This is a genomic window from Phyllobacterium sp. 21LDTY02-6, from assembly GCF_023554255.2.
Classification (GTDB): Bacteria; Pseudomonadota; Alphaproteobacteria; order Rhizobiales; family Rhizobiaceae; genus Phyllobacterium.
This window is the reverse complement of the sequence record NZ_JAMJWD020000005.1, coordinates 1-23212: the sequence shown is the minus strand read 5'-3', so window position 1 is coordinate 23212 and position 23212 is coordinate 1. Positions and strand designations below refer to the sequence as shown.

Here is a 23212-nt window from a genome sequence, read left to right as displayed (position 1 = left end):
ATGAAGATGCCGTCCACGTGTTGTCCGGTGGCCTGGCTGTTTCTTCCCTATTCGCTTGGATGCGCCTGAGGCGATGTAGTGCTCAAAATAAATGAACTGACGATAGGGTTCGGTGAGAAGCCTTCTGTTCTCACCGGCATCTCCCTTGATGTTGCAGACGGAGAAAGCGTGCTCATTTGCGGCGCTGCGGGTTCAGGGAAAACCACCCTGCTGTCGGCGGCTGCGGGGATCATCCCGCACCTGATCCGGCCTGGAACCATCAGCGGCCAAATCGAGCTTAACGGCACACCGTTTTCAGCTATCGGCAAGAAGGCATTATACGCATCGGTAAACATCGTTTTTCAAAACGTTGAGGATCAGCTCTGGGATCTGAGCGTGGAAGATCTCATCGCATTCCCCCTGGAGAACAGAGGGGTTCAGAAGTCCGAGATCAGGCAGCGGATCGGTGAATTGTTAGGCCAGTTGCAGCTTGACAGTCTTCGAGGAAGGAGAGTTCTGACCCTGTCTGGCGGTGAACGCCGTATGGCGGCAATCGCTGCAGCCATGGCGGCGAGGCCCCGGCTGCTGGTGCTTGATGAACCGACAACGGGCCTGGACCCCTCGGCACGTTCCCGATTGGTCGAAACGCTATTGGAGCTTCGCACCGAGATCCCCATGCTGCTTGTTGCAGACCAGGACGCCGTTTCGCTTGCGCCCCTTGCCGACCGAATTGGCCTGCTGAAGGATGGCCGTCTATCGAAGCCGCTCTCGAGCGCGTCAATGATGCGGGGTTCGGAAAGCTGGCTCAGCGCCGGTGTCTTGCCACCGACCCGCATGAAGAAGCGGCGAGATGCGGCGGCAAAGGGCGACACATTGATAGAGGTCGCCAAGTTGAAGTCGAGCCTGACGAGGTCCGATGGGAAGCATGTCCTGCAGGATGTTTCATTTCAGCTGCAAGCGGGCGAAATCGTTGGATTGATAGGACGCAATGGGGCTGGAAAAACCACGCTTTTCCAATCCGTGCTTGGGCTTAGCAAGGTCGTGGACGGCGTAGTCAATATCGATAGGGTGGATGCAGGTAATTGGACGCCTGCACAACGTGCGCGACGTGTGGGCTATCTTCCGCAGAACATGCGGCGCATTCTATTCAATCTGACTGTCCTCGATGAAGTCATCTTTGCGGCCACCGGCAGCACCAAACCGAACCGGGACGCGGCTGTCATCGACAACGCCATGCTGAGCCTTGCGAAATACGGTCTGGCGGACCATGCCGGAGACAATCCGTTCGCGCTTTCATCGCGTGCGCAGGCAATGCTTGGCCTGGCTTGCGTGGAATCGACAGGCTGCAGTCTTGCGATCCTGGACGAGCCGCTCCTCGCGCGCGATATTGATGGCCGCAGGATGCTGGACATATTCCTTGATGACCTCGTGAAGCAGGGAAGGGCAGCACTGATCATTTCACATGATCTCGAATTGATAGATGACATTGCAGAGCGCACGTTGATCCTGGACGAGGGAAGAATGGTATTTGACGGCGAGACGTCCGAAGTATGGACCTCCGACGCATTCCGGAAACTTGGTTGGATGCCACCCAGGCCCGTTTTGGAGCACGCATGACCTGGCTGAACAATGTGAATTTCTTTATCAAGGTGTTCGTCGCATTCGCCATTATGGGCGTGGCGTGGCTGGCGCCGAACCTGCCGATGAGCCTCCTTCTCGTCGTCGTTGTAATCGGAATTCTCGCGGTTGCGCGTGTTCCCGGGTTTCGCGGCTATCTGAAAGGGGCTGCACTGCTGGCGGGCCTGGTCATCATCAGTTGGTGCTTGAACCTGATGCTGCAGGGAATGTCCTGGATGGATGCCCTGCCAATTGCAACCAAGATGGCATGCCGCCTGATCGCCACAACCGGTGCCTTTTACTTTGTGATGGAAACAAGCACACCCGGTTCCATTCTATCCGCATGCAGCGCGGCGCGGCTTCCGCCAATGGTCACGCTGGTTCTATCGCTTACGTTCGGGATCATTCCCATGTTGCGCGAAGAGTTTGAGCGTATCGGCGATGCACAACGGGCGAGGGGAATGGAGATTGATCAGGTGCCGTTCTTTACAAGGCTGCGCTTTGCCTTGGCTCGTGGCGTTCCATTGCTCGTGCAGGCAATCAGAATGGCGCATGCAATTTCATTGGCGCTTGCCATTTATGGGTTCGATACGCGGCAGAAGCGAACGACCTGGCGAAACGTCGGTCTGAGCGTCGAGCCCCTATTGCCGTTTCAGGAGAAGGCTAAATGACAATAACAGAATCGATATCACCACATACCGGCAAAAAATGGCGGGTCGACGTCTCAGGTTTCGACGTAGAGCTACCAATTGTTGCGATCAAACCGGATTTTGCGATCTCCTTGATGATGGTAATCGACCTTGGGATCAAGTTCGGCGAACATGTCGGCAAAAAGCTCGCTGAAAGGCTGGCTCCGCTGCAACCGGAAGTCATTGTCGGTGCAGCGACGCTCGGCATTCCGGTGGCCATGGAAGTAAGCCGGGCCTTGGGTCTCGATCAATATGTCATCCTTCAAAAGTCACCCAAAATCCATCTCGGCGATGCGCTCGTTCAGCCTATTTCGTCCATCACATCAAAGGGCGAGCAAAAGCTGCTGCTCGATCGCCAGTCCATACCGCTCTTAGAGGGTAGGAGGACCATCGTTGTTGATGACGTTGTTGCATCTGGATCAAGTTTGAAGGGGTCTATCCAATTGGCCCGCGCCGCCGGGGCCAATGTCGTTGGTGTCGGACTAATCCTGACGGAAGCGAACGAATGGAAGTCGGTGCTCGGCGCCGACGCCGATCTGGTTCACAGCCTCGCCCATATCCCCCAGTTCAAACAAGGCACAATGGGTTGGGAGCCGATTCCCGAAACGCTCTGATTGGAGACCCGCAAGATAATCTGATCCTACCCTGGACCTTGAATATAAGGTCCAGGATGCCGGTAACCCCGCCACAATGGCGATGGCTTTCTCACCGTTTACCGTCGGTGCGTTGTAGCCAGTTCCCGGAAATCGGCCAGGTCGCGATTGAACCGTTGCGCTTCCTCCAGGAATGGAGCATGCCCGGAATCGGCATAGATTTGCTGGCGAATTGCCGGGTTGAGTGCCTTCGCGCGTTCGAGGCTCGGCCGCACCATGACCAGGGCGTCCTTCTCGCCGTAGAGCATCAGCATAGGGGCCGTGATCTTGGCTAGCCCGTCTGCCGCAGAAACCGTCATGGAAGGCACTGTTCGGGTCATGATCCATGATGCCATGGCCGCGTTCGACAACAGTCGCTCGAACGTCACCTCGTCTGGCGGTGTTGCAAAGCATAGCGCCAGAAAGTCGCGCATTGCATCGAGATGAACCTTCAGCTTGTCCGAAGCAAGGCCCGCATAGACCTCTGGGTGCGACGTTATAAGCTCAGCCTTCAGTTCAACAACGCCGCCGACATAGACCAGACCGCCGATGCCGTCATCTCCGTAAGCTGCAATATAATTCGAAACGACCGCCCCACCCAGCGACCAGCCGACAAGAACCGGATTATCGGCCTTCGTCGCCTCGAGCACGGCACGCAGATCGTCGGCCCAGAGGCGTCCATCTCTATAGGCCTGTGCGTCCCGTGGCTTTCCCGAAAGCCCATGTCCACGAAGATCGAAAGTAATCAGCCGGTAATGCGAAAGATCGGGGCTGGCCAACTGGTTCTCCCAATTCAGATGGCTTCCGAGCAATCCATGGATGAAGACGATGGGCGGACCTGCAGGATTGCCCGCTTCCTGAACCGCGATGTCGACACCGTCCGGTGATCTTACAACATAGTCCTTTTGCCCAGCCATCGTGACCGAGGGCATGATCGTGATCAATATTGCCAGCCATAATGCGAACAGCACCGAGGCAAGGCCGGTACGCGTCGGTTTGCTGCCGCTCAACCCCGAAGGCGATGGCTTCCCCTGTGTCGTCAATATCGGATAATTCACAATAGGCATTCCTTATGTTTAGCGATCACTACAAACTAAAGACTTGCTTTATTCTGTCAAGCTCTCTTTAGTGATCACTATGGATAAGATAGTGAAGAAACGCCGGGGCGGACCACGGACCTTCGATAGGGACCAAGCGGTCGATACCGCCATGCGCCTGTTTTGGCGCCATGGATATGAGGGAGTCTCGCTTAACGATCTGACGGCGGCGATCGGGATTGCGCCGCCAAGCCTCTATTCAGCGTTCGGCAGCAAGGCAGGCCTCTATCGCGAGGCGCTGGATCGATATACTGGCCTGCCAAGAGCCGTGAGCAATCTCGGGCAGCCGGCTAGTCTTTGCGAAGCAGTCGAAACACTCCTCGAGCGCGCCATTGATGCCGTCACGGCGCCAGAGGGGGAGCGCGGCTGCATGATTTCGGGTGGCATGATCCAGTGCAGCGAGGACCATGCCGACCTAGCACGTGAATTGGCGGAGCGCCGAGGTTTGATGCGGGACACCATCGCCCTTAAACTCGAACGCTGGCTGAATCGGGATCGAGCCGCTTCCTTGTCCCGCTACCTTGTCACCGTCCTGCAGGGCCTTTCAATCCAGGCATGCGACGGTGCCTCCCGCGAAGACCTTAGGCAGATTGCTGGCGAAGTCGTGGCCGGCATCAGGGCTCGTGACCTCCTGAATTGAAACAGAGAGACACAACGCGGGACGCGGGCATCTACCGGATTGGTCATTTGCAACAACGACAATCGCTATGCCGTCAAGCCATGAGATCAGCCCACCACATAGAGCACGATAGCGAAAATGGCCATTGTCGAGAGAATGGGAACCAGGACCATCACAAGCATGGTGCGATCTATCGAAAGTCGACCATTTCTATCCCTGCTTACATAGACAAACACTCCAAGCACGAACGCTGCCACCATGGTGACAAAGGCCAGAGTGATGTGCTCAACCGTAAACATCTGCAAACCCGTGATTTCCATACTATTGAGAGATAGAGCGTATTCGGGCTTTATCGCAGCCCTCCGCAGGTCGATGCCTGTACCCACCGTCCGGAATACGCAGTTCGGTGTCCTTTTCCACCGTCTTTAGATTGGAATTGCGGGCACTCTCGAGCGTCAGGCTACTCTTTCAATCGATCGATCGCTGCCAACGAGGCGTTCACAGACGCGTTATCCGCCGTTGCAACAATGCTCGCTGCCGCCTATGTCGCCGCTACCGACATGACCCGCCAAACCCAAGGAGCCTCCATGCCGACAACGAAACTAGTTGCCCTTATGTGCACCCTAACGTTCTGCAGTTCAATGGTCGCAATGGCTGAGGAACGACAAGAATACGGGCCGCGGCTGGAAGGCTTTGATTATCCCTACAAGACGGAAACGTTTCGCTTTACCGGGCAGGGACAACCACTCGAGATGGTGTTCATGGACATTGCCGCCGACAAGCCCAATGGCGAAACAGTCGTGTTGCTGCATGGAAAGAACTTTTGCGGCGCGACGTGGGAGACGACGATCAAGGTGCTGAACGATGCCGGTTACCGCGTCATCGCGCCGGACCAGATCGGTTTTTGCAAGTCGAGCAAGCCGGACAGGTATCAGTTCAGCTTTCATCAACTGGCGGAGAATACCAGGGCATTGCTGAAGCAGCAGGGTATTGAGAAGGCCACGGTGATCGGCCATTCGATGGGGGGCATGCTGGCGACGCGTTTTGCGCTGATGTACCCGGAATCGACTGGACGGATGGTGCTGGTCAACCCGATCGGACTCGAGGACTGGAAAGCCCAGGGGGTGCCGTACCAATCGATAGACGCAGCCTTTGAGGCAGAGAAAAGAACGACCTTCGACAGCATAAAATCCTACCAGCAGAAGTTCTATTACTCCGGTCAGTGGAAGCCCGAATATGACCGCTGGGTGGGTATGAGCGCCGGTATGTATCAAGGCAGCGGTGGCGACATTGTAGCATGGAACCAGGCGCTGACTTCGGACATGGTATTCACGCAGCCGGTAGTGCACGAATTCGATCGGATCAAGGTTCCGACCATATTGATGATCGGCATGACCGACAAGACAGCGCCCGGCGCCAACCGCGCGCCGGACGACATTGCCAGGAAACTGGGCGACTACACGCAACTGGGGAAAACGGCTGCGGCGGCCATCCCCAACGCCAAGCTCGTGGAGTTCGAGGATCTTGGCCATTCACCGCAAATACAGGACCCCGATCGCTTCCATGACGCCCTGCTCGAGTCGTTGCGATCAAGTTAAGTCAGGAAAGGCGGCAGGATGTCACCAGAGCTGGTGGACATGGGGAGCTAGCTGCTGCGTGTAGATTTCACGCAGAGCAGCCATCGTATCGGGCGAAAGCGCGGCGATGCTGCTGGCGGCAGCGTTAGCTTCTGCCTGTGCTGCGTTCTTGGCGCCAGGGATCACCACGGTGACAGCCTCTTCCATGAGTATCCAGCGCAGTGCGAACTGCGCCATGGAAACGTTGTCCGGAACCAGCTTTCGGATGTCTTCGACAACCTCCAGCGCGACCTCATACGGTACGCCAGCGAAGGTTTCCCCCGGTCGAAGGCCGAGCCGTCCCGGTTGAACGCACGGTGGTCATTGGCGGCAAAATTTGTTGTTGCGGTCATCTTCCCGGTCAGCAGGCCCGAGGCAAGAGGGACGCGCGCAATGACGGCCACGCCCTTTGCCTTTGCCTCCCGGAAGAACAGGTTGCCGGGACGCTGCCTGAAAATATTGTAGATGATCTGCACCGAGGCCATGCCCGGATACTCGATCGCTTTCAGGCCTTCTTCGACCTTTTCGACCGAAACCCCATAATTGCGGATCTTGCCCGCGCGCTTCAGTTCCTCCAGGGCCTCGAAAACCTCAGGGCGATAAAGAACCTCGGTCGGCGGGCAATGAAGCTGCACCAGATCAAGGCAGTCGGTGGCAAGATTCTTCAGCGAACGCTCGATGAAGGCGGTCAGGTTCTCCAGCGTGTAGCCGCTTGCCGTATGGGGCGACAGGCGTCGCCCGGCCTTGGTAGCAACAAAGGGCCTGTCGCCACTGCGCTCCCGCAATACCTCGGCGATGATGCGCTCCGAGCGGCCATCGCCGTAAACGTCCGCGGTATCGATGAAGGTCATGCCTGCATCGAGTGCCGCATGGAGAGCAGCGCGCGCGTCGGCGTCCGAGACTTCGCCCCAGGAGCCGCCGATCGCCCAGGCACCGAAGCCGATTTCCGATACTTTGCGCGCCGTATTGCCGAATTTTCTGTATTGCATGACAGGGCGTTCTCCTTATGGCATTGACTGGCCGCCGTTAACTTCGATCACCTGCCGGGTTATATACCCGGACATGGCCTGCGAGTTTGGAATTTTGCGTCACGACGCGGATGTTTTCCAGGACTTTTCGATGATACGAAACGACGCCATCACTGCAAGTTGGGTCCATGTTTCATGACCCAGGCTGAATTCCGTGGCTGAACTATGCGGTGCTTATGAGTATGCCGGCTTCCCTGGCGGCAGCGATAAACAAATCTCTCACGATTTCGTCCGCGACTTTTCCTTGCAGGGCGTCGAGACAGGCTTGCCGGGCCGATGTTATCAGGCCGCCTGGCACTATGGGCCAGTCAAAAAGAATGAATTCTGCGGCTTCTTCGATGGAATGGATGATTGTGGGCTTTTGCGTATGTTCGTTGAGTACGGTTACCGATGCGAATGGCATTGCACTTCCGAGTTCGAGGGCACCGAATCAGGCGGAATTTCAATTATTTACGTTTCCCGTGATTCAAACGTGACCCAGGTGTCGCGCGGATCGGAAGTCGAAGCCAGCCAAGCCTTCTTGCTCAATTATCGATCCTGCCGATCTCGCTCAAGCATTGGGTGCCCAATTCGTTGTCCAGGGAGCAGACGGTTTTAGTTGGGACGATTTATGGGGAGGTGCAGGGAAACGCCCGCCTTTTCGGCGGCCGTTCGCAGCCGCTTGTCTCTCGTCCACAAGGTCGCTTGCTGGGCAAGAAGGACGGATGCCAGCAAATGAGCATCGGTGTAGCCAATGCCGATGCTGAAAAGACTGTGGCGCTCGATCATGGTCATGACTTCGTCGTGCGTCGCGACGGCGACCGCGCGCTGCGCTGCCAGAAAGGCGATCACGCTGCCGCGATCCCTGAGGCTGCCAAGCGCCAGCTCACCGATCACGGCTGGATGGCAAAGGAGAAGGTCGTCTTCGATAATCCTGCGCAGCTCTGCATCGACGCGACGAAAATGATCGATCCAGATCGAGGTATCTGCGAGTATCACTTCGCCTTTGCGCCCCGGCGGCGCGGCGCTGCCTCGGCATCGGGCATCGTTCCTCCGAGCGCGATGAGGCGCTTTCCGGACTCCACACGGACAAGAGTTTCCAATGCCTGGCGCACAAGGGCCGCAGTTTCTTTTGTACCGGTCAGGAATCTGGCCTTCTCGATGAGTGTATCATCGAGATTAATGGTCGACCGCATGATGAGCTCCTCACTTGAAGCGTCAAAAATAGCACCATTTGGTGATAGAATCCACGACGGCTGCAGCACTGCCATCACAAATAACCAACCGCACGGTTCGTAGCTGTTTCCGTGCGATCCGTTTCTGCCGAACGCGGGCATACATTCTTGTTGTGGGGCACTCGCCTGGATTGATGCCGTAGGGCCTGATCTGCCGCAACAAGCGCAGTGATGACTGCCTGCCAACGAGACCCCTCAGGCCGAATCTCGCAGCATGATTTCTGCGTTGAGCAGGATACGCTCGCTTCCGTCCGCAGCCTCTGCACCTTCGATCTCATCGAGTTTGCGGAACAGCAGATCCATCGCCAGACGACCGATTTCGTTGTAGTTCTGCGCCACCGTGGTGATTGGCGGGCATGCGTAAAGCGAAAGCGGATGGTCGTCATGGCCAGCAATACGGATATCGCTGGCGGCCGAGTGTCCGATTTTCAGCCCGTGCTGATAGGCGGCGGCGATGGCCCCGAAAGCGACGCGGTCATTTGCGCAGAGAATAGTCTTGGTCGGGAAGCCACCGCTCCTTAGAACGCGTTTCGTTTCCTCATAGCCGAACCGCTCGAAATCCCAGCCATCGTCATGACTGATCTCCAGTACGACCGGCTCCATCTTCAGCTGCCGCATAGCCTCGACATAGGCAGTCTCGCGGGTCGCGGCATTGGTATTGACCGGCGGCATGCCGAGATAGCAAGGCGGCTCGCCGGAGCGAACGAGGTAATCGACGATGAGCTGAAAACTCTGGCGGTTATTGGTGCCGACGAAAGGCGAGGTGTCGTCAAGCGGAGAGTCGACGTAAACCAGTGCGATGGATTTCCCGAGCGCCTTAAGCGTTTCGTGTTGCGACTGTACTCCGAGCGGAGCGATGACGGCACCGGCGACGTTCATCGACTTCAGCGTTTCGATCGCCCGCGCTTCGATCTCCGCATTGCCATCCGACGACAACACGAAGGCCAGAAAACCGGCGGCATTGGCGATCAGTTCGACACGGCGCGTCAGGGCCATGTAGAATGGATCAGTGGAATTCGGAATGATGATGCCGATGATATTGCTGCGCCGGCGGTTGAGGTTGACAGCAAACATGTTTGGCCGAAAACCACTGTCCTTCAGCGCCACCTCGATCAGTCCACGGGTTTTGGGACGTACCGAGTTCGGGTCGTTGAAATATTTGGATACGGTCGGGCGGGACAATCCGACAAACTCGGAAAAGTCCTCCATCGTCTTGATGGGCGAATTGATGGGTTTGTCTGACAATGCTGTCCACCCGTTTTGCTGGTCAGTTTAACACAGTTCAATCAAAACTTCTGAGTCCCCGCAAGCCGCGCCAGTCAGGCGCGGCAGGCTTCGAAATAATCGTCCAGTACGCGATCGACGGCGGCGAGGGCCAGGGCGCGGGCCTTTCGCTCCACCTTACCGTCACGAACCGAAACATAGGCGCCGGCGAGATACTGGCTGATCAGCATTTCAGGGATTTCGACGCCATCCAGCAGGTCGAAAAGAGTCTCGACCGCGGCATCGATTTCACGATGCGGCCAGTAATAGCGGATACGGTCGCTATAGCTGAAGTGGCGCTGGATATGCTTTTCGGCTTCCGGGCCGTGGTAGTATTTGTCCCAGTTCTTCGGGTCGGCGGTCATCACGCGTTCGACGGTGGCGATCAGCATTTCGGAGCGCTTGCCGGCAAACAGGAATTCGGCGATCTGGTCCAGACCGTACAATGCTTCGCGCAGCGCAAAGGTAAGACCCGGGCCAACTTTCAGGATCGCAAAACCATCCAACACCAGCTGGCGCAACATCTCACGGGTCTGGTAGTCGGTGGAATGGGCTTCGAAAACCATGCCTGGCATATCGGAAAGCGTGGCGCTGAGGGCCTTGGCCTTCGCCGGATCGTAAGGGATGACGTTCTCGTTGCCGAATTCCACGCCCGGCTGCACGACGACACCTACGACGCGAGAAAATGCCTCCGATACACCGGCGGTCGCGAAGGCCCTGGCGTGGATGGCAATGGTTTCTCGAGCTGAATCCGGCCTGGTGACTTCGAGCACGTCAAGCTCCTCCATGGCGCCACCGGGTATAGGCACTTCGGTACCGACGATATAGACCGGCTTGACGCCATTCGAGCCCTTCGCGGCCGTCTCGGCAATCACTGCCAGGCGCGCGGCGCGTTCTGCCGTCAGCGCGTCCGGCAGGGCGACAGGCTCACCTGCGCAGCCCATACTGGTATCGAGGTGCAGTTTCGTGAAACCTGCACGGACAAAAGCCTCGATCATCGTGCAGGCTTTGGCCATTGCCTCTTCAGCCGCCAGATCTTTCCATGGATTGGGACCAAGATGATCGCCGCCGAGAATGAGCTTTTCCAGCGGGAAACCGACTTTCTTGGCGATCTTCTCGGCAAAGGCCCGGAAATCGGCGGGCGTCATGCCGGTGTAGCCACCGTCCTGATTGACCTGATTGCAGGTGGCCTCGACGAGCAGGTAGGCATCCTGCTTCAGCGCACGCAGCATCGACGCCTCGATGACCATAGGGTGGGCCGAGCAGATCGAGGGGATACCCTTGACGCCTGAACCACTCCGCCAATTGGCGATGTCGGTGAGATAGCTCTTCTGCATTTCAGACATTTCCTTGCGCTTGAATGAGTGCGTCGAGTTCGGCGCGGGTGGAGGCGCCCTCCATCGGGCCGGCCCTGGTGACCGCGCGGGCGCCGGAAGCATTGGCGTAGCGCAGCGCTTCGGCTGGCGGCATGCCCTTCAGCCAGAAGGTGACGAAGGTGGCGCCAAAACAGTCGCCGGCGCCGGTGGGATCGACCTCCTCGACCTTGTAGCTGTCGAGGTCGACCTGCATGTCCTTGTCGAAATAGCTCGCGCCCTTGTTGCCGCGCTTGACGACGATCGCCTTGATGCCCTTCGCAAGCAGCTCGGCGACGGCCTCCTTTTCCGTGCCTGCCTCGGCGAAGAGAAAGAGTTCCTCACCACTCGGCATAAACAGGTCTGTCATCGAAAGTACGGTCCGCAGGGCTTCGCGCATGCCGGGGCTATCGAGAATTTCGGCACGCAGGTTGGGGTCGAAGGACACCGTACCGCCCGCGCCCTTGATGCGTTCGACGGCGGTGAGGATGCTGGCGACGACGCTTGGGGAATACAGCGCGGTGCCCATGACGTGCATGTGCGTGCAGGCATCTATCAGCGCGAGCGTCTTGTCCGACAGTTCGATCGTGCCGCAGGCGCTGTGGCGGATGTTGAAAACGAAGGAGCGGCCACCATCCTCGCGGTAACGCACGAACGCGCTGCCGGTCGTAGCGAGCGGAGCCACTTCGATGCCGGAGACATCGACGCCATCTTCGGTCAGACGGTTGATATTGACCCAGCCGAAATCGTCATCGCCCACGCGCGAGATGATGGCGCACTCCTGGCCGAGCTTGCCGACCTGATCGATGAAGATGGCTGGTGCGCCGGAGGGAAACGGGCCGATCAGCGGCACGGCTTCGCGAAATCCGTTGCCGCGATCAGTGGCAATGATCTCAACGAGAATTTCGCCGATGGTGAGGATTTTCGACATGGATGCTGCTTGCTCTGATTACTGCTTGGCGCGCTTTGAGCGCACGTCGAGATAGACGGCGATGAGGATGACGAGGCCCTTGACGATGAGCTGATAGAAGTACGGCACCGACAGCATGTTCATGCCGTTGTTGAGGACGCCGATGATCAACGCACCGATCAGCGTGCCGATCATGGTGCCGACGCCGCCGGCAAGGCTGGTGCCGCCGAGAACGGCTGCGGCAATGGCGTCGAGTTCGTAGCTCATGCCGGCATTGGTTTGCGCCGAGAACAGGCGCGACGAGAGCAGGATGCCGCTGATCGCCGCCATGACGCCGGAGATCATGAAGATGACGATCTTCAAACTGTCGACCTTGATCCCGGAATAATGCGCCGCCTCCTTGTTGCCGCCGGTGAGATAGGCGCGACGGCCGAACTTGGTCTTGCTCAACAGGATGTGGTTGAACAGGAACAGGACGGCGACGACCCAGATGACGATCGGGATGCCGATGAAACTCTGGGTGCCGATGGCGGTCCAGCTGGGTTCCATGATCATTGCCGGCGCGCCATTGGTCGGCAGGCTGACCATGCCGCGATAGATGCCCATCGTGGCGACGGTCACGATAAAAGACGGCAACAGCAGTTTCGCTGTCAGTACGCCGTTGACGAGGCCGAGAAGCGCGCCCGCAACCAGCGTCAGGGACAGCGCCGGCGCGAAACCGAGACCGAAGGCGAAACACTGGGCGCCGACCATGCCGGCGACCGCGATGATCGAGCCGATCGACAAGTCGATTTCACCAAGCAGGATGACCCAGGTCATGCCGAAGGCTGCAATCGCGATGACCGAAACCTGTTGCAGGATGTTCAGGAAGTTCGCCACCGACATGAAACGCTGGTTGGCGACGGAGAAGATCACGCACAATATGATCAGCGATAGAAAAATACCGCCATATTGTCTCATGACCTGTTTGAAAGCGGCGCTGGCTGCGCTCTTGTCACTCATGATGTAAATCCTGTGGCAAAGCTCATGATCTTTTCCGGCGTCATCTGGTCGGGATCGGCAATCGCCGTGACCTTGCCCTCGCTCATCACGACGACGCGGTCGCTCATGCCGATGACTTCCGGAAGTTCAGACGACACCAGCAGGATTGCCGTGCCTTCTGCCGCCAGCTGGCGGATGATCTTGTAGATTTCGAATTTGGCGCCGACGTCGACGCCGCGCGTCGGTTCGTCGAGGATGAGTATTTTCGGCTGGGTCAGAAGCCATTTGGCCAGCACGATCTTCTGCTGGTTGCCGCCGGACAGCGAGCCGGCGCTGATGTCGAGCGATGCGGTCTTGATGGCCAGTCGGTCAACTTCTGCATTGGCGGCTTGACGCTCGCTGCGGCGTTTCAGGAATCCGAGCGGGCTCGAAAAACGGTTCAGCGCCACCATCGAAATATTGCTTTCGACACTATGGCCCAGAACCAGCCCTTCTTCCTTGCGGTTTTCGGTGGCAAAACCGATGCCGCGGCTGATGGCATCGACCGGCGAGGCAATCGTCACCTCCTTACCGTCGATGGCCACCGTACCGGCGGAAGCGCGCGCAATGCCGAACAGCGTGTTCATGACCTCTGAGCGACCGGAGCCAATCAACCCGAAGAAGCCAAGGATTTCGCCGGGACGAACCTCAAAAGACACGTTTTCGAACTCGTCGCCGCGTGACAGGCCCTTGACGGCAAGCACAGGTCCCTTGGTTGTCGCCGGTGCGGCAACCTCACGCGCCGGATAGATCTCGTTCATGTCGCGGCCCACCATCAGGGCGATCAATTCGGCAATGGTCACTTCGGTCTTGTCGCGCGTGGTGATGTAATTGCCGTCGCGCACGACGGTAATGTCGTCGCTCAGCCGCATGATTTCTTCCATGCGGTGAGAAATGTAGATGACCGCGACGCCACGGGCCTTCAAACGGGCGATGATCTCAAACAGGATTTCGGCTTCGCTGTCGCTGAGGGAGGAGGTCGGCTCGTCGAGAATGACGACCTTGGCCTCGATGCTGAGGCCTTTTGCGATCTCGACCAACTGGCGCTGAGCGATCGATAGGTCGCCGACCCTGGTCGTGACGGAGACCGGCAGACCAAGCTCTTTCACCAGTTCGGCAGCTTTGCGAACGAGGGCCTTGTCGTTGATGAAGCCACCACGTGAAGGCTCGCGCGTCGCCAGGATGTTTTCAGCAACCGTCATGTTGTTGCAGAGACTGAGTTCCTGAAAGACGATCGTCAGGCCCGCCCTGGCAGCATCCTGCGGACTGGTCGGCGCGTAAGGCTGGCCGTCGAGCAGGATCGAACCCGAGGTCGGCTGGTAGACGCCGGCCAGGATCTTCATCAGCGTCGACTTGCCGGCGCCGTTTTCACCGAGAATGGTATGAACGCGACCCGATTTCACCGAAAGCTGCATGTCTTTCAGCGCGGTCACAGCGCCGAAGACCTTTGTCATGTCCTTGATTTCAAGAACTGCATTGTCGCCTGAGATCGTCACGACGTCACCTTTCACCGAGAGGGCGGGCCGTTTCGCAACGGCCTGACACTTCTTCTTCCTGATCCTGCACATCGCTGCCGAAAACCAACCAGTATCGGCGTGGCTGCGGACGGAAGCGGTCTCCATGCGGCAGGCGTCAACCTCGCATGGATCGCCTTTGGGAGATTACTGCTTCTTCGTGTAGACGCCCGGCACGATCGGCTGTTCGGCGGGGACGTCCTTGCCTGCCTGCAGGTCCAGCGCCGTATCGACGGCAAGCTTGCCCATCTGGTCCGGGAACTGCTGGATGACGCCGACCATGTCCGGATCACTATCGACGGCCTTTATGGCTTCCGGCATGCCGTCGAAACCGATGACCTTTACCTTGCCGGTCAGGCCCGAGGACTTGACTGCGACGGCGGCGGCCAGGGCGGCGTCATCGCCGAAACCAAAAATGCCAGTGATGTCCGGGTTGGCCTGCAACATGTTCTGGGCAACGGCCAGCGCTTCTGCACGGGTAATGCCGGTCTGGACCGATACGATCTTGATGTCCGGGTGTTTGGCGATGGCGTCCTTGAAGCCGTTGACCCGGTTCACCACCGACTGCACGAGCGGGTAGTCAATGATCGCGACATTGCCTTTTCCGCCGAGCTGCTCGGCCATCAATTCGCCTGCCTTGACGCCACCGGCATAGTTGTCGGTGCCGATGTAGGAGGAAACCTTGACGCCTTCGACAGGAACGTCGACCGTGATGACCTTGATGCCGGCTGCCTGGGCGCGGGCAACGGCTGCAAGTGCGCCCTTGCTGTCGACCGGGGACATGATGATGACGTCGACGCCCTTGACGATGAAGTCTTCGATGTCGGCGAGCTGCTTGTTCAGGTCCTGGTTGGCGATCGCGATTTCCACCGGAACATTCTTCGCCTTGGCTTCGGCAGTGATCGCCTTGGCAAGCTCGTTATAAAATGGGTGCTGCTGGGTGAGCAGCGATGCGCCAACGCCTTCGGCGTGAGCTGCAGCCGCGGCAAACGCAATGCTGGCGGTAACCAGAAGCGTGTTGGCGATAGTCTTAAAGGTCATTTTATTCCTCCCAGTCCATAAGGCCCGTTTACGGCGACGATCCATCTGGGCGGGCCTCCTGCTGCCAGCGGATGTTTCCAACATATCCTTTAAAATTTACGCGCGTCAAGAAATTTTAAATCATACGTAAAATATCAGACCGATAGCCATGCCGCTGAAGGAACGGGGCTGAACGGTGCTGGGCGCGGGGTGAGGGATTTGGACCGTTGCGGCTACGGCATGGTGCATCAACGAAACGAGCGCCTCATCGTCCGACAAGGCGCTCGCTCTTCGCTGTTCGTATTGGGGATCGGGATCAGCCGTCGGTGTGAAGTTCGGCCGCCGATTTGCTTTTGTCGTTCAGGCCATCGAAACGATGGTCGAACTCATCCTCGGCCTTCAACTCCTTGCCCTGGAAGGTGCCAGCTGCCTTCAGCAAGTCGATCGTATCCTGCTGGCGCGGAATGATCTCGGATTTCCAGTCCGGGATGTAGCTTTCGCCGCTCTCGGCATGGATGACGGCCTGGGCGTCCTCGGCGCTCAGCCTCTGGTCCTTGACCAGGTAGTCCCGGGCCCAGGTCTCCGCGTTGCTGTTCTTCCAGAGATGGGCGCGGTACCAATGGACGACGAGGTCGCGGATCGCGGCCGCCTGCGCCGGATCGGCGAGCGCGGACTTGGCGGCATACAGAATCTTCAGGTTCTTGTTGCCGCCATCGGCGTCTTCGATCTCGCGGGCCCCGGTCCCGGCGACGGACTTCAGATAGCGCGCTCGATCGGGCTGCTTGAGAACGGCGGCGTCGATCTGGCCGGCACGCAGAGCATCCGCGAACTCGGCAAGGCCCAGATTGACCGGCTGAATGTCTTCAGGCTTCAGGCCGCTCGCGCGCAGGTTCCTGAAGACGATCGCCTGCTGGGCGGTGCCGGGATTGATGCCGACCTTCTTGCCCTTGAGGTCCTTCAATTCGTTGATACCGGATTCGGGAGACGTCGCAATGATGGTGCTGGGGCCTTCCGTCACCACCACGCCGACGATGACGACCTCGGCGCCGGAGAAGTGGGCCAGGATCGGCGGCACATCGCCGACGGCGCCTACCTGCGCGGCGCCCGCACGGATGGCTTCGAGGCGGAGAGGGCCGCTCGTGAAATTGGCGAAGGACACGTCGGCGGCGAGCTTGTCGTATTCGCCGGAGAGCTTCAGGAGGCTGGCGGCGTTATTCGCATCGTCGGCGAGAACGATCCTGGTGCCGCTCGGGACTTTCGTGGGAAGCGCCGGATCGTCCGCCAGGGCCGATGTAGCGACCAAGGCGGAGAAAATGGCGGCAATCCCCGCCAGGAATGCTTTCGAGGATCTTTGCATGTCGGCCTCTCAGTGCTGTCGCTGGGGAACGCCCAGATGTTCAAGGATTTCGGTTCGGTACGCTTCAAAACGGGTGGGGGATGCCCGGACGTCTTCGGTCTTCTCGTCATAGGAGACTATCCCGTCAGTGATGATCAGAACCCGATCCGCCAACCGCAGCGACTCTTCCACGTCATGCGTCACGAAGAGTACAGCGGGCTGGTGCCGGCTGCAAAGATCGAGAAGCAGTCGTTGCATCCGTATCCTTGTCAGGGCATCGAGTGCGCTGAAGGGCTCGTCGGCAAGAATAAGCTCAGGTCTTCGAACGAGGGAACGCGCCAGCGCCACCCTCTGCTGTTCGCCACCCGACAAGGTTTTCGGCCAGGCATCGGTGCGATGCTGGAGTTCGACTTCTTCCAGCGCCCTCAGCGCCCCCGCTCGGGCATCCGGATCGTCCAGACCGAGCGTGACATTGTCGATGACCTTCTTCCAGGGTAGCAGCCTCGAGTCCTGGAACAGAACGGAACGCCGGGAGGGGACGGCGATGGTGCCCGTCCCGTCGACGCCCTCGTCCAACCCCGCGAGCGCACGCAGGATGGTGCTTTTACCGGAACCGCTCTTGCCGAGCAGCGCCACGAACTCTCCCTTGTGGATCTCAAGATTGACGCCATGCAGCACCGTATTGCCGTGGAACCGACGGACGAGCCCCCGTGCGCGCACGGCGACTTCACGTCGGGTCAGCCCTTTGACTACTGCTCGAGCGACTGACGCCATGACAGGACCCTCCTTTCGATGATCCGGACGGCAGCATCGGACGAAAAGCCGAGTACGCCATATATGATGAGCCCGAGCAGCACGAGTTCGGTCTGGCCATAGGTTCGCGCCTGGCTGATCATGTAGCCGATGCCGCTTGTCGCATTGATGGTTTCGACAACCACGAGGGCGGTCCACGCCCCGGTCACGCCAAGCCTCAAGCCCGTGAAGAAGCCGGGGAGGGAGGCGGGAATGACGATGTCGCGGACGAAGCGCTTCCGTGTAAGCGCGACGGTCTGACCGAGTTCGACGTAACGCCGATCGATGCTGCGCAGCGCGGCATGCGTGTTGATGTAGATGGGCACCATGACGCCGAGCGCTATCACCATGATTTTCATCGTTTCACCGATTCCGAGCCAGATGATGAAGAGCGGGATGAGCGCGAGGTTCGGGATGGCTCGCTTCACCTGGACGTTGCCGTCGATGACGGAATCGCCAAATCTGCTTAGCCCGGCGATCACGGCGAGCACGAAACCAAGCGAAACGCCGATACCGAGCCCCAATGCGGCACGCTGCAACGACATCAGGAGATCGTTCGCCAGTACGCCTGTCGCGATCGTTTCGTTGAAGGCGGTGAGGACGGCGGCCGGCCCGGGCAACTTGGCAGGCGACACCCACTGCTGGGCGGATGCCACGTACCATAGGAGGATGACAAGGACCGGCCCCAGGATACGCTGACCGGGGATCGACGGCTTCGGAAGCAGCCGGACACTCGTGGGAGCGCCGCGGCCGACCTCGCTATCGGGACGCTCGCCCGGCGGAGAAAACGATACCAGTGTCATGTTCCGCCTCACTCATTCTGCCGCGGCGGCGAAGACACGCGACGCCCGCGTTACATTTGGCCGATCGAGGCCGAGATGTTCCCGCAGCGTCGCCCCCTCATATTCGGTACGGAACAGGCCGCGGTTCTGGAGGATCGGCACGACGTTGTCGACGAAGGCCGTCAGCGACGTGGGCAATGCCGGCGGGATGAGATTGAAGCCGTCGGCGGCCCCGTTCTCGAACCAATGCTGGATCGTGTCCGCGACCTGGTCTGGCGTGCCGGTCGCGATGCGATGTCCGCGGCCTGCGCTCAGACGGCGAAGCAGCTGCCGCAGTGTGACCGTCTCGGTGGAGGTGAGATGATGCACGAGGTCGTGGCGGCTTTTCTGGTCAGTGGCGACTTCCCCGCGAGGCGGTATCCGTACCACGTCGTCGAGATCATGGTTCGAATAGTCGATACCGGTTATCCGCTTGAGCTGTGCCAGCCCGTAGGTGGGGAGCGTCAGATCCTCGAACTTGTCCTGCAGGCGCTTCGCCTCCTCTTCCGTTCCGCCGATAAAGAAGGAGAGACCGGGAAGTATGTGGACCTTGTCCGGATCCCTACCGTAGGTTCGCACCCTGGATTTCACGTCGGCGTAGAACGCCTGCGCCTCGTCGAGCACCGGCTGCGCGGTGAAGATCGCTTCCGCGAAGCGAGCAGCGAGATCCTTCCCGGGTTCCGACGAGCCTGCCTGGAAGACGACCGGGCGACCTTGCGGCGAGCGGGGAACTTCGAGCGGGCCCGCAACATCGAAGTGCTTTCCGTGATGATCGATGCGATGGATGCCGTCTGGCTGGACGAAGGTGCCGCCCTCCTTGTCTCCAAGGATCGCGTCGTCGTCCCAGCTGTCCCAGAGACGGTTGACGATTTCAAGGAATTCGGCGGCCCTCTCATACCTGGCGTCCGGATCGGGATGATATCCCAGGCTGAAGTTGGCGGCTGCGGCGGCGTTTGCCGTGGTGACGGCATTCCACGCTGCCCGACCCTTGCTGACATGGTCCAGGGTGGCGAACCTGCGGGCAAGGCCGTAGGGGTCGTTGTAAGTGGTCGATGCGGTCGCGACCAGACCGATCCGCTCGGTAACGCCGGACAATGCGGCGATGAGGGTAAACGGGTCGAGCGAGTCCCATGGCCTGTCTTGGGCTCGATCCTTCAGAACCGGGTGGTCGGCGAAGAAGATGGCGTCGAGCTTTCCGCGTTCGGCGATCCGGGCGAGGTTCCGGTAGTGATCGATATCCGTTACAGACGCGATGCGGGTTTCCGGAAGTCGCCACGCGGCCTCGTGCTGGCCGACATTGCGAAGAAACGCATTAAGGTGGAGCTGTCGAGTGTAGGTCATGGCTTCCTCCAATCTATCTTTTTATACTCGACTCGGTTGATAGACTTTGCGAGGCACATTTTTTTCCTTATGGTCGATGCAGGGAGCAAATGTCTCCAAAGGGCAGGGCGTTTGGAGCTGAATGGAGCTTTGAAGTCGATTGCTTCAGCCGTTTCTCGCTGAGCAATGGCGCCCTGTCTGGACGAAATCGCACGAACTTCTGAAGGAATAAGCCCATGACATCGGTCCGTCGTATCGCACTTGCAAGCAGGCCAACCGGGGAGCCCGGTCCGGAAAACTTTCGTCTCGAGACGTTCGAATTGCCGGAAGCGGCCGAGGGAGAAGTCACCGTAAGGTCGCTTTACCTCTCGCTCGATCCCTACATGCGCGGTCGCATGAGCGATGCGAAGTCCTATGCGGCGCCGGTTCCGGTCGGCGGCGTCATGGAAGGCGAGGCGATTTCGGAGGTCGTCAAATCCAGACATACAAAGTTCGCACCAGGCAACATCGTTCGCGGCCGAACCGGATGGAGCAGTCACGCCGTGGTCAGCGGCGATGTATTGAAGCCAGTCGAAACTCACGGCGCGCCGATCACGACGGCGATCGGGGCTCTTGGAATGCCCGGCTTTACCGCATGGAGCGGACTGAAATTCATCGGGAAACCTAAAGAAGGAGAAACGGTTGTCGTCGCCGCCGCGTCCGGTCCGGTGGGTTCCATGGTCGGCCAGCTCGCGAAACTGGCTGGCGCCAGAGCCGTCGGCATAGCCGGTGGTCCCGAGAAATGCGCTTTCGTGAAGGACGAACTCGGATTCGATGCAGTCATCGATCATCGATCGAAGGAATTTGCCTCGGGTCTCGAGGCAGCATGTCCGGACGGTATTGACGTGTATTTCGAGAATGTCGGCGGGCATGTCTGGGACGCTGTCCTGCCGCTGCTCAACCAGTTCGCTCGTATCCCTGTTTGCGGCCTGGTCGCTCATTACAATGGATCAGGATCGGCTGAGACCGACCGACTGCCGGGGACGATGTCCGCGATCCTGCGCCGCAGCCTGCTCGTCCGCGGCTTCATCCAGACGGAGTTTGCCAGCCATTTCGACGAATTCCTGGATGAAGTAGGACCTCGCCTCGCGGCAGGCGAGATCAAATACCGGGAAGATATCGTCGACGGGCTCGAGAACGCGCCGGAAGCCTTCATCGGCATGCTGACCGGAGGCAACTTCGGCAAGTTGATCGTCAAGATCGCCGACTAGGCTGCGAGGTATGCAGCGCTTGCGCCAAGCCGCCGCAAGCCGGACAAGTGGCGCGATCAGCGCTGCAGACAACATGCTCTCAAATTCGGCTTCGAAGAGCGCCAGCCAGCTTCGGTTTTGCCGAATGGACACCGATGGCCACCGTCGTCAACAAACGAGGATCTGATATCGCAGCGATCGGAAAACACACCTTGAGTCGCCGGGTCTTCGATGAGCCGTAGTCGATGACATTGCGTCACCCTTCTGCTCGCTGGATTTCAGCGTAAATTGTTTCTATCCGAGCGGCTTCTGCGTCGCTGAGCGCCGAAAACTCTCTATCGCGGGCCCGACCTGACAGGTGCCCTCCGTTCTGGCGTAGGAAGCGGAACAGCAGGTCCAGCAAGCGATCGGGCATATCGATCATCTGCTGTACTTCAAGCTTGAACGCGTCATAGATGCGAAGGAACGCCGTTTCGGCCGGCAGGTCCACATCGATCGTCTGGGCTACGCATTCGAACAGGAACGTGGCGTGCGGCGTTGCGTCGAAATAGCGGTAAAAGTCGGCGGTGTCATTCAGCACTGCGACATTGCCACGGTCCGTTGATTGCCAACGAATAAGCGGCAAAAGGCGCCTTGAGTAGCTTTCCAATGCGGTTCGATAGGCATCGATGCGATCCAGGATGACTGACGAGACCGGGAAGACGAGACCGGGAGGGTTGAACCCGCGCTCGGCGAGAACATGATGGATCAGATAGCGGTGCAATCGGCCGTTTCCGTCCTCGAAAGGGTGGATGTAGACGAAGCCGAAGGCGATAGCTGCGGCGGCGAGTACAGGATCGAGCCGCTGTGCCGCGCCGCTGTCGAAAGAGGCCAGGCCGTCGATCAGCGAGGGCAGATCTTCGTGTCGGGCGCTGACATGATCGGGGATCGGCGCGCCCGTCTGGCGATCGTGCTCGCCAATGAAGCCACCGTCGACACGCAGGCCGAGATGGACGAAGCGGGCATCGCCGATGACAATACGTTGTAACCGCTCCAGTTCGGCACGGTCTATCGGCCGGCGGCCGGCTTCGCCGATCACCTGGCCCCAACGCTGGATGCGATCTTGTGGCGGAGTTTCTCCCTCTATCTGGAAGCTCGAGCGCGAATCCTTGAGCAGCAGGAATGCAGCGGTGCGCGCAAGCAGGTCTGCCGGCACTTCGGCGATCAACCGCCGCGCTTCGTCACCAAGCCCGCGCGCAACGAACGCCGCGAGTGCGGGCGTGCGGAAGATCATCGGGCAGAAGGCTGGTGTCCCGGGCAAATTGTTCTTCACCCGATGTCTCGTCGAATTCGTTCCACTCACCGCGAATTGGCGATCTGGATCGACGACAAGGGCATAGGTGCCCTGTGCCGCGTCGGGCAGATCGAGAGGTGTATCAAGCAGCCATTCGTAAAGAAACCACAGCCGACGCGCATAGGCGCCAGTAGGCGCTGCGCGCACCAGGTCAGCGATTGGCTGAGGACCTGTTTCCCGGAAAAGAGCTTTCAGAACCGCAAGATCCAGCCCTTCATAGCGCAACGCGAAGGTCAGATGCCCAACGAGACCGTTGTCCGGTTGGTGGCGCGGGGTATAAATATTCCAACTCTCGGCCTGATAGACTTTGTGGCGTGGGCCTATCGCTGACAGGGTGATTGGCACTGGTACGGATAGTTCAAAAGCATCAATCAGGGCGGCATAACCGACAGGGATGGCGGATTCTGGCATGCCGCGGCCGTGAAAAATGCTGACCGCGCCTGAAAACGGCTTTTTTTGTCCCTGTTCCATGAATCCTGGTATTTGCTTCGGAAACTGTGTCTGGGCGTAAGGTCTCATGAAAATCGATCATTGGCAATGAATTTCGATGACAACAAGGACGAACTTGCGAATATTGATTCTCCGGGTCCTCGCGCCGCCGGGCGCCGGTATTCGGACCGAGGAGCAGGACAAATCTGAAAAATCTCTGGGCAAGTCCGCGACTTTCGCTACGCTGGCGAGGAGGCACAAGATGCTTCACCAAAAGAGGATGGAACATGAAGAAACGAATATTGGTAACTGCTTTGGCCGCTGTCGCTTTTGCATCATGTGCTGGCGCTCAGGAGATCCGCATCGCAACCGAGGGTGCTTA

21 protein-coding genes and 1 pseudogene are annotated in these 23212 nt (G+C 58.9%); 6 read left to right on the top strand and 16 right to left on the bottom strand.

What is annotated here, in order from left to right:
* Positions 1-78 precede the first annotated feature (78 nt).
* From M8997_RS16785 to M8997_RS16775, 3 genes are read left to right on the top strand one after another with little or no spacing between them, the layout of a single operon-like run.
* A complete protein-coding gene (locus tag M8997_RS16785; RefSeq protein WP_250015843.1) occupies positions 79-1596 on the top strand; it encodes an ATP-binding cassette domain-containing protein in 1518 nt (505 codons plus the stop codon).
* The gene (locus M8997_RS16780) at positions 1593-2267 is read left to right on the top strand and encodes an energy-coupling factor transporter transmembrane protein EcfT (RefSeq protein ID WP_250015842.1); all 675 of its coding nucleotides are present in this window, start codon (positions 1593-1595) and stop codon (positions 2265-2267) included. Before M8997_RS16785 ends, M8997_RS16780 begins: the two co-directional genes overlap by 4 nt.
* Positions 2264-2899, top strand: coding sequence for a phosphoribosyltransferase family protein (locus M8997_RS16775; protein WP_250015841.1), 636 nt, complete (start codon positions 2264-2266; stop codon positions 2897-2899). The genes M8997_RS16780 and M8997_RS16775 overlap by 4 nt, the downstream gene beginning before the upstream one ends.
* Positions 2900-2997: 98 nt before the next feature.
* On the opposite strand, the gene M8997_RS16770 is transcribed toward M8997_RS16775, so the two are convergent.
* Positions 2998-3975: an alpha/beta fold hydrolase gene (locus M8997_RS16770; RefSeq protein ID WP_250015840.1), complete on the bottom strand. Its 978-nt coding sequence runs from the start codon at positions 3973-3975 to the stop codon at positions 2998-3000.
* A 79-nt stretch (positions 3976-4054) separates the two neighbouring features.
* On the opposite strand from M8997_RS16770, the gene M8997_RS16765 reads away from it, so the two are divergent.
* Entirely contained in the window at positions 4055-4654 is a 600-nt protein-coding gene (locus M8997_RS16765) for a TetR/AcrR family transcriptional regulator (protein ID WP_250016069.1), read from the top strand.
* Positions 4655-5220: 566 nt separating this feature from the next.
* A complete protein-coding gene (locus M8997_RS16760) occupies positions 5221-6231 on the top strand; it encodes an alpha/beta fold hydrolase (RefSeq protein WP_250015839.1) in 1011 nt (336 codons plus the stop codon).
* Between the two features lie 21 nt (positions 6232-6252).
* Here the strand turns inward: M8997_RS16760 and M8997_RS16755 are convergent.
* The 14 genes and pseudogenes from M8997_RS16755 to M8997_RS16690 form a co-directional block, all read right to left on the bottom strand.
* A pseudogene (locus M8997_RS16755) lies at positions 6253-7238 on the bottom strand (aldo/keto reductase).
* Between the two features lie 202 nt (positions 7239-7440).
* Entirely contained in the window at positions 7441-7680 is a 240-nt protein-coding gene (locus M8997_RS16750) for a DUF982 domain-containing protein (RefSeq protein WP_250015838.1), read from the bottom strand.
* 191 nt (positions 7681-7871) lie between these two features.
* On the bottom strand, positions 7872-8255 hold the full coding sequence (locus tag M8997_RS16745; RefSeq protein WP_250015837.1) for a PIN domain-containing protein: 384 nt from the start codon (positions 8253-8255) through the stop codon (positions 7872-7874).
* A complete protein-coding gene (locus M8997_RS16740; RefSeq protein ID WP_250016068.1) occupies positions 8252-8452 on the bottom strand; it encodes a type II toxin-antitoxin system VapB family antitoxin in 201 nt (66 codons plus the stop codon). Before M8997_RS16740 ends, M8997_RS16745 begins: the two co-directional genes overlap by 4 nt.
* A gap of 234 nt (positions 8453-8686) precedes the next feature.
* Entirely contained in the window at positions 8687-9700 is a 1014-nt protein-coding gene (locus M8997_RS16735; protein ID WP_250016067.1) for a LacI family DNA-binding transcriptional regulator, read from the bottom strand.
* A 110-nt stretch (positions 9701-9810) separates the two neighbouring features.
* Entirely contained in the window at positions 9811-11091 is a 1281-nt protein-coding gene (locus tag M8997_RS16730) for a D-tagatose-bisphosphate aldolase, class II, non-catalytic subunit (protein ID WP_250015836.1), read from the bottom strand.
* A gap of 1 nt (position 11092) precedes the next feature.
* Positions 11093-12037 carry a sugar kinase gene (locus M8997_RS16725; RefSeq protein ID WP_250015834.1) on the bottom strand — a complete coding sequence of 315 codons (945 nt, stop codon included), beginning with the start codon at positions 12035-12037 and terminating at the stop codon, positions 11093-11095.
* 18 nt (positions 12038-12055) lie between these two features.
* Positions 12056-13018, bottom strand: a complete 963-nt coding sequence (locus tag M8997_RS16720; protein ID WP_250015832.1) for an ABC transporter permease — start codon at positions 13016-13018, stop codon at positions 12056-12058.
* Positions 13015-14490: a sugar ABC transporter ATP-binding protein gene (locus tag M8997_RS16715; RefSeq protein WP_250016066.1), complete on the bottom strand. Its 1476-nt coding sequence runs from the start codon at positions 14488-14490 to the stop codon at positions 13015-13017. The genes M8997_RS16720 and M8997_RS16715 overlap by 4 nt, the downstream gene beginning before the upstream one ends.
* A gap of 207 nt (positions 14491-14697) precedes the next feature.
* A complete protein-coding gene (locus M8997_RS16710) occupies positions 14698-15591 on the bottom strand; it encodes a substrate-binding domain-containing protein (protein WP_250015830.1) in 894 nt (297 codons plus the stop codon).
* A 295-nt stretch (positions 15592-15886) separates the two neighbouring features.
* On the bottom strand, positions 15887-16927 hold the full coding sequence (locus tag M8997_RS16705; RefSeq protein WP_250015829.1) for an ABC transporter substrate-binding protein: 1041 nt from the start codon (positions 16925-16927) through the stop codon (positions 15887-15889).
* A 9-nt stretch (positions 16928-16936) separates the two neighbouring features.
* Entirely contained in the window at positions 16937-17680 is a 744-nt protein-coding gene (locus M8997_RS16700; RefSeq protein ID WP_250015828.1) for an ABC transporter ATP-binding protein, read from the bottom strand.
* Positions 17656-18501 (bottom strand): ABC transporter permease, encoded by an 846-nt coding sequence (locus M8997_RS16695; protein ID WP_250015827.1) that lies wholly within the window; start codon positions 18499-18501, stop codon positions 17656-17658. The genes M8997_RS16700 and M8997_RS16695 overlap by 25 nt, the downstream gene beginning before the upstream one ends.
* 12 nt (positions 18502-18513) lie before the next feature.
* Positions 18514-19860 (bottom strand): LLM class flavin-dependent oxidoreductase, encoded by a 1347-nt coding sequence (locus M8997_RS16690; RefSeq protein ID WP_250015826.1) that lies wholly within the window; start codon positions 19858-19860, stop codon positions 18514-18516.
* Between the two features lie 215 nt (positions 19861-20075).
* On the opposite strand from M8997_RS16690, the gene M8997_RS16685 reads away from it, so the two are divergent.
* On the top strand, positions 20076-21089 hold the full coding sequence (locus M8997_RS16685; protein WP_250015825.1) for an NADP-dependent oxidoreductase: 1014 nt from the start codon (positions 20076-20078) through the stop codon (positions 21087-21089).
* Positions 21090-21324: 235 nt separating this feature from the next.
* On the opposite strand, the gene M8997_RS16680 is transcribed toward M8997_RS16685, so the two are convergent.
* Entirely contained in the window at positions 21325-22872 is a 1548-nt protein-coding gene (locus M8997_RS16680) for a Fic family protein (protein ID WP_250015824.1), read from the bottom strand.
* Between the last annotated feature and the right edge of the window lie 340 nt (positions 22873-23212).

Excerpts from the sequence above, each read along its gene's own strand:
- M8997_RS16780 (WP_250015842.1), top strand. The coding sequence starts at position 1,593 with ATGACCTGGCTGAACAATGTGAATTTCTTTATCAAGGTGTTCGTCGCA.
- M8997_RS16775 (WP_250015841.1), top strand. The coding sequence starts at position 2,264 with ATGACAATAACAGAATCGATATCACCACATACCGGCAAAAAATGGCGG.
- M8997_RS16765 (WP_250016069.1), top strand. The coding sequence starts at position 4,055 with ATGGATAAGATAGTGAAGAAACGCCGGGGCGGACCACGGACCTTCGAT.
- M8997_RS16760 (WP_250015839.1), top strand. The coding sequence starts at position 5,221 with ATGCCGACAACGAAACTAGTTGCCCTTATGTGCACCCTAACGTTCTGC.
- M8997_RS16750 (WP_250015838.1), bottom strand. The coding sequence starts at position 7,680 with ATGCCATTCGCATCGGTAACCGTACTCAACGAACATACGCAAAAGCCC.
- M8997_RS16740 (WP_250016068.1), bottom strand. The coding sequence starts at position 8,452 with ATGCGGTCGACCATTAATCTCGATGATACACTCATCGAGAAGGCCAGA.
- M8997_RS16735 (WP_250016067.1), bottom strand. The coding sequence starts at position 9,700 with ATGGAGGACTTTTCCGAGTTTGTCGGATTGTCCCGCCCGACCGTATCC.
- M8997_RS16730 (WP_250015836.1), bottom strand. The coding sequence starts at position 11,091 with ATGCAGAAGAGCTATCTCACCGACATCGCCAATTGGCGGAGTGGTTCA.
- M8997_RS16725 (WP_250015834.1), bottom strand. The coding sequence starts at position 12,037 with ATGTCGAAAATCCTCACCATCGGCGAAATTCTCGTTGAGATCATTGCC.
- M8997_RS16720 (WP_250015832.1), bottom strand. The coding sequence starts at position 13,018 with ATGAGTGACAAGAGCGCAGCCAGCGCCGCTTTCAAACAGGTCATGAGA.
- M8997_RS16715 (WP_250016066.1), bottom strand. The coding sequence starts at position 14,490 with ATGACAAAGGTCTTCGGCGCTGTGACCGCGCTGAAAGACATGCAGCTT.
- M8997_RS16710 (WP_250015830.1), bottom strand. The coding sequence starts at position 15,591 with ATGACCTTTAAGACTATCGCCAACACGCTTCTGGTTACCGCCAGCATT.
- M8997_RS16705 (WP_250015829.1), bottom strand. The coding sequence starts at position 16,927 with ATGCAAAGATCCTCGAAAGCATTCCTGGCGGGGATTGCCGCCATTTTC.
- M8997_RS16700 (WP_250015828.1), bottom strand. The coding sequence starts at position 17,680 with ATGGCGTCAGTCGCTCGAGCAGTAGTCAAAGGGCTGACCCGACGTGAA.
- M8997_RS16695 (WP_250015827.1), bottom strand. The coding sequence starts at position 18,501 with ATGACACTGGTATCGTTTTCTCCGCCGGGCGAGCGTCCCGATAGCGAG.
- M8997_RS16690 (WP_250015826.1), bottom strand. The coding sequence starts at position 19,860 with ATGACCTACACTCGACAGCTCCACCTTAATGCGTTTCTTCGCAATGTC.
- M8997_RS16685 (WP_250015825.1), top strand. The coding sequence starts at position 20,076 with ATGACATCGGTCCGTCGTATCGCACTTGCAAGCAGGCCAACCGGGGAG.
- M8997_RS16680 (WP_250015824.1), bottom strand. The coding sequence starts at position 22,872 with ATGGAACAGGGACAAAAAAAGCCGTTTTCAGGCGCGGTCAGCATTTTT.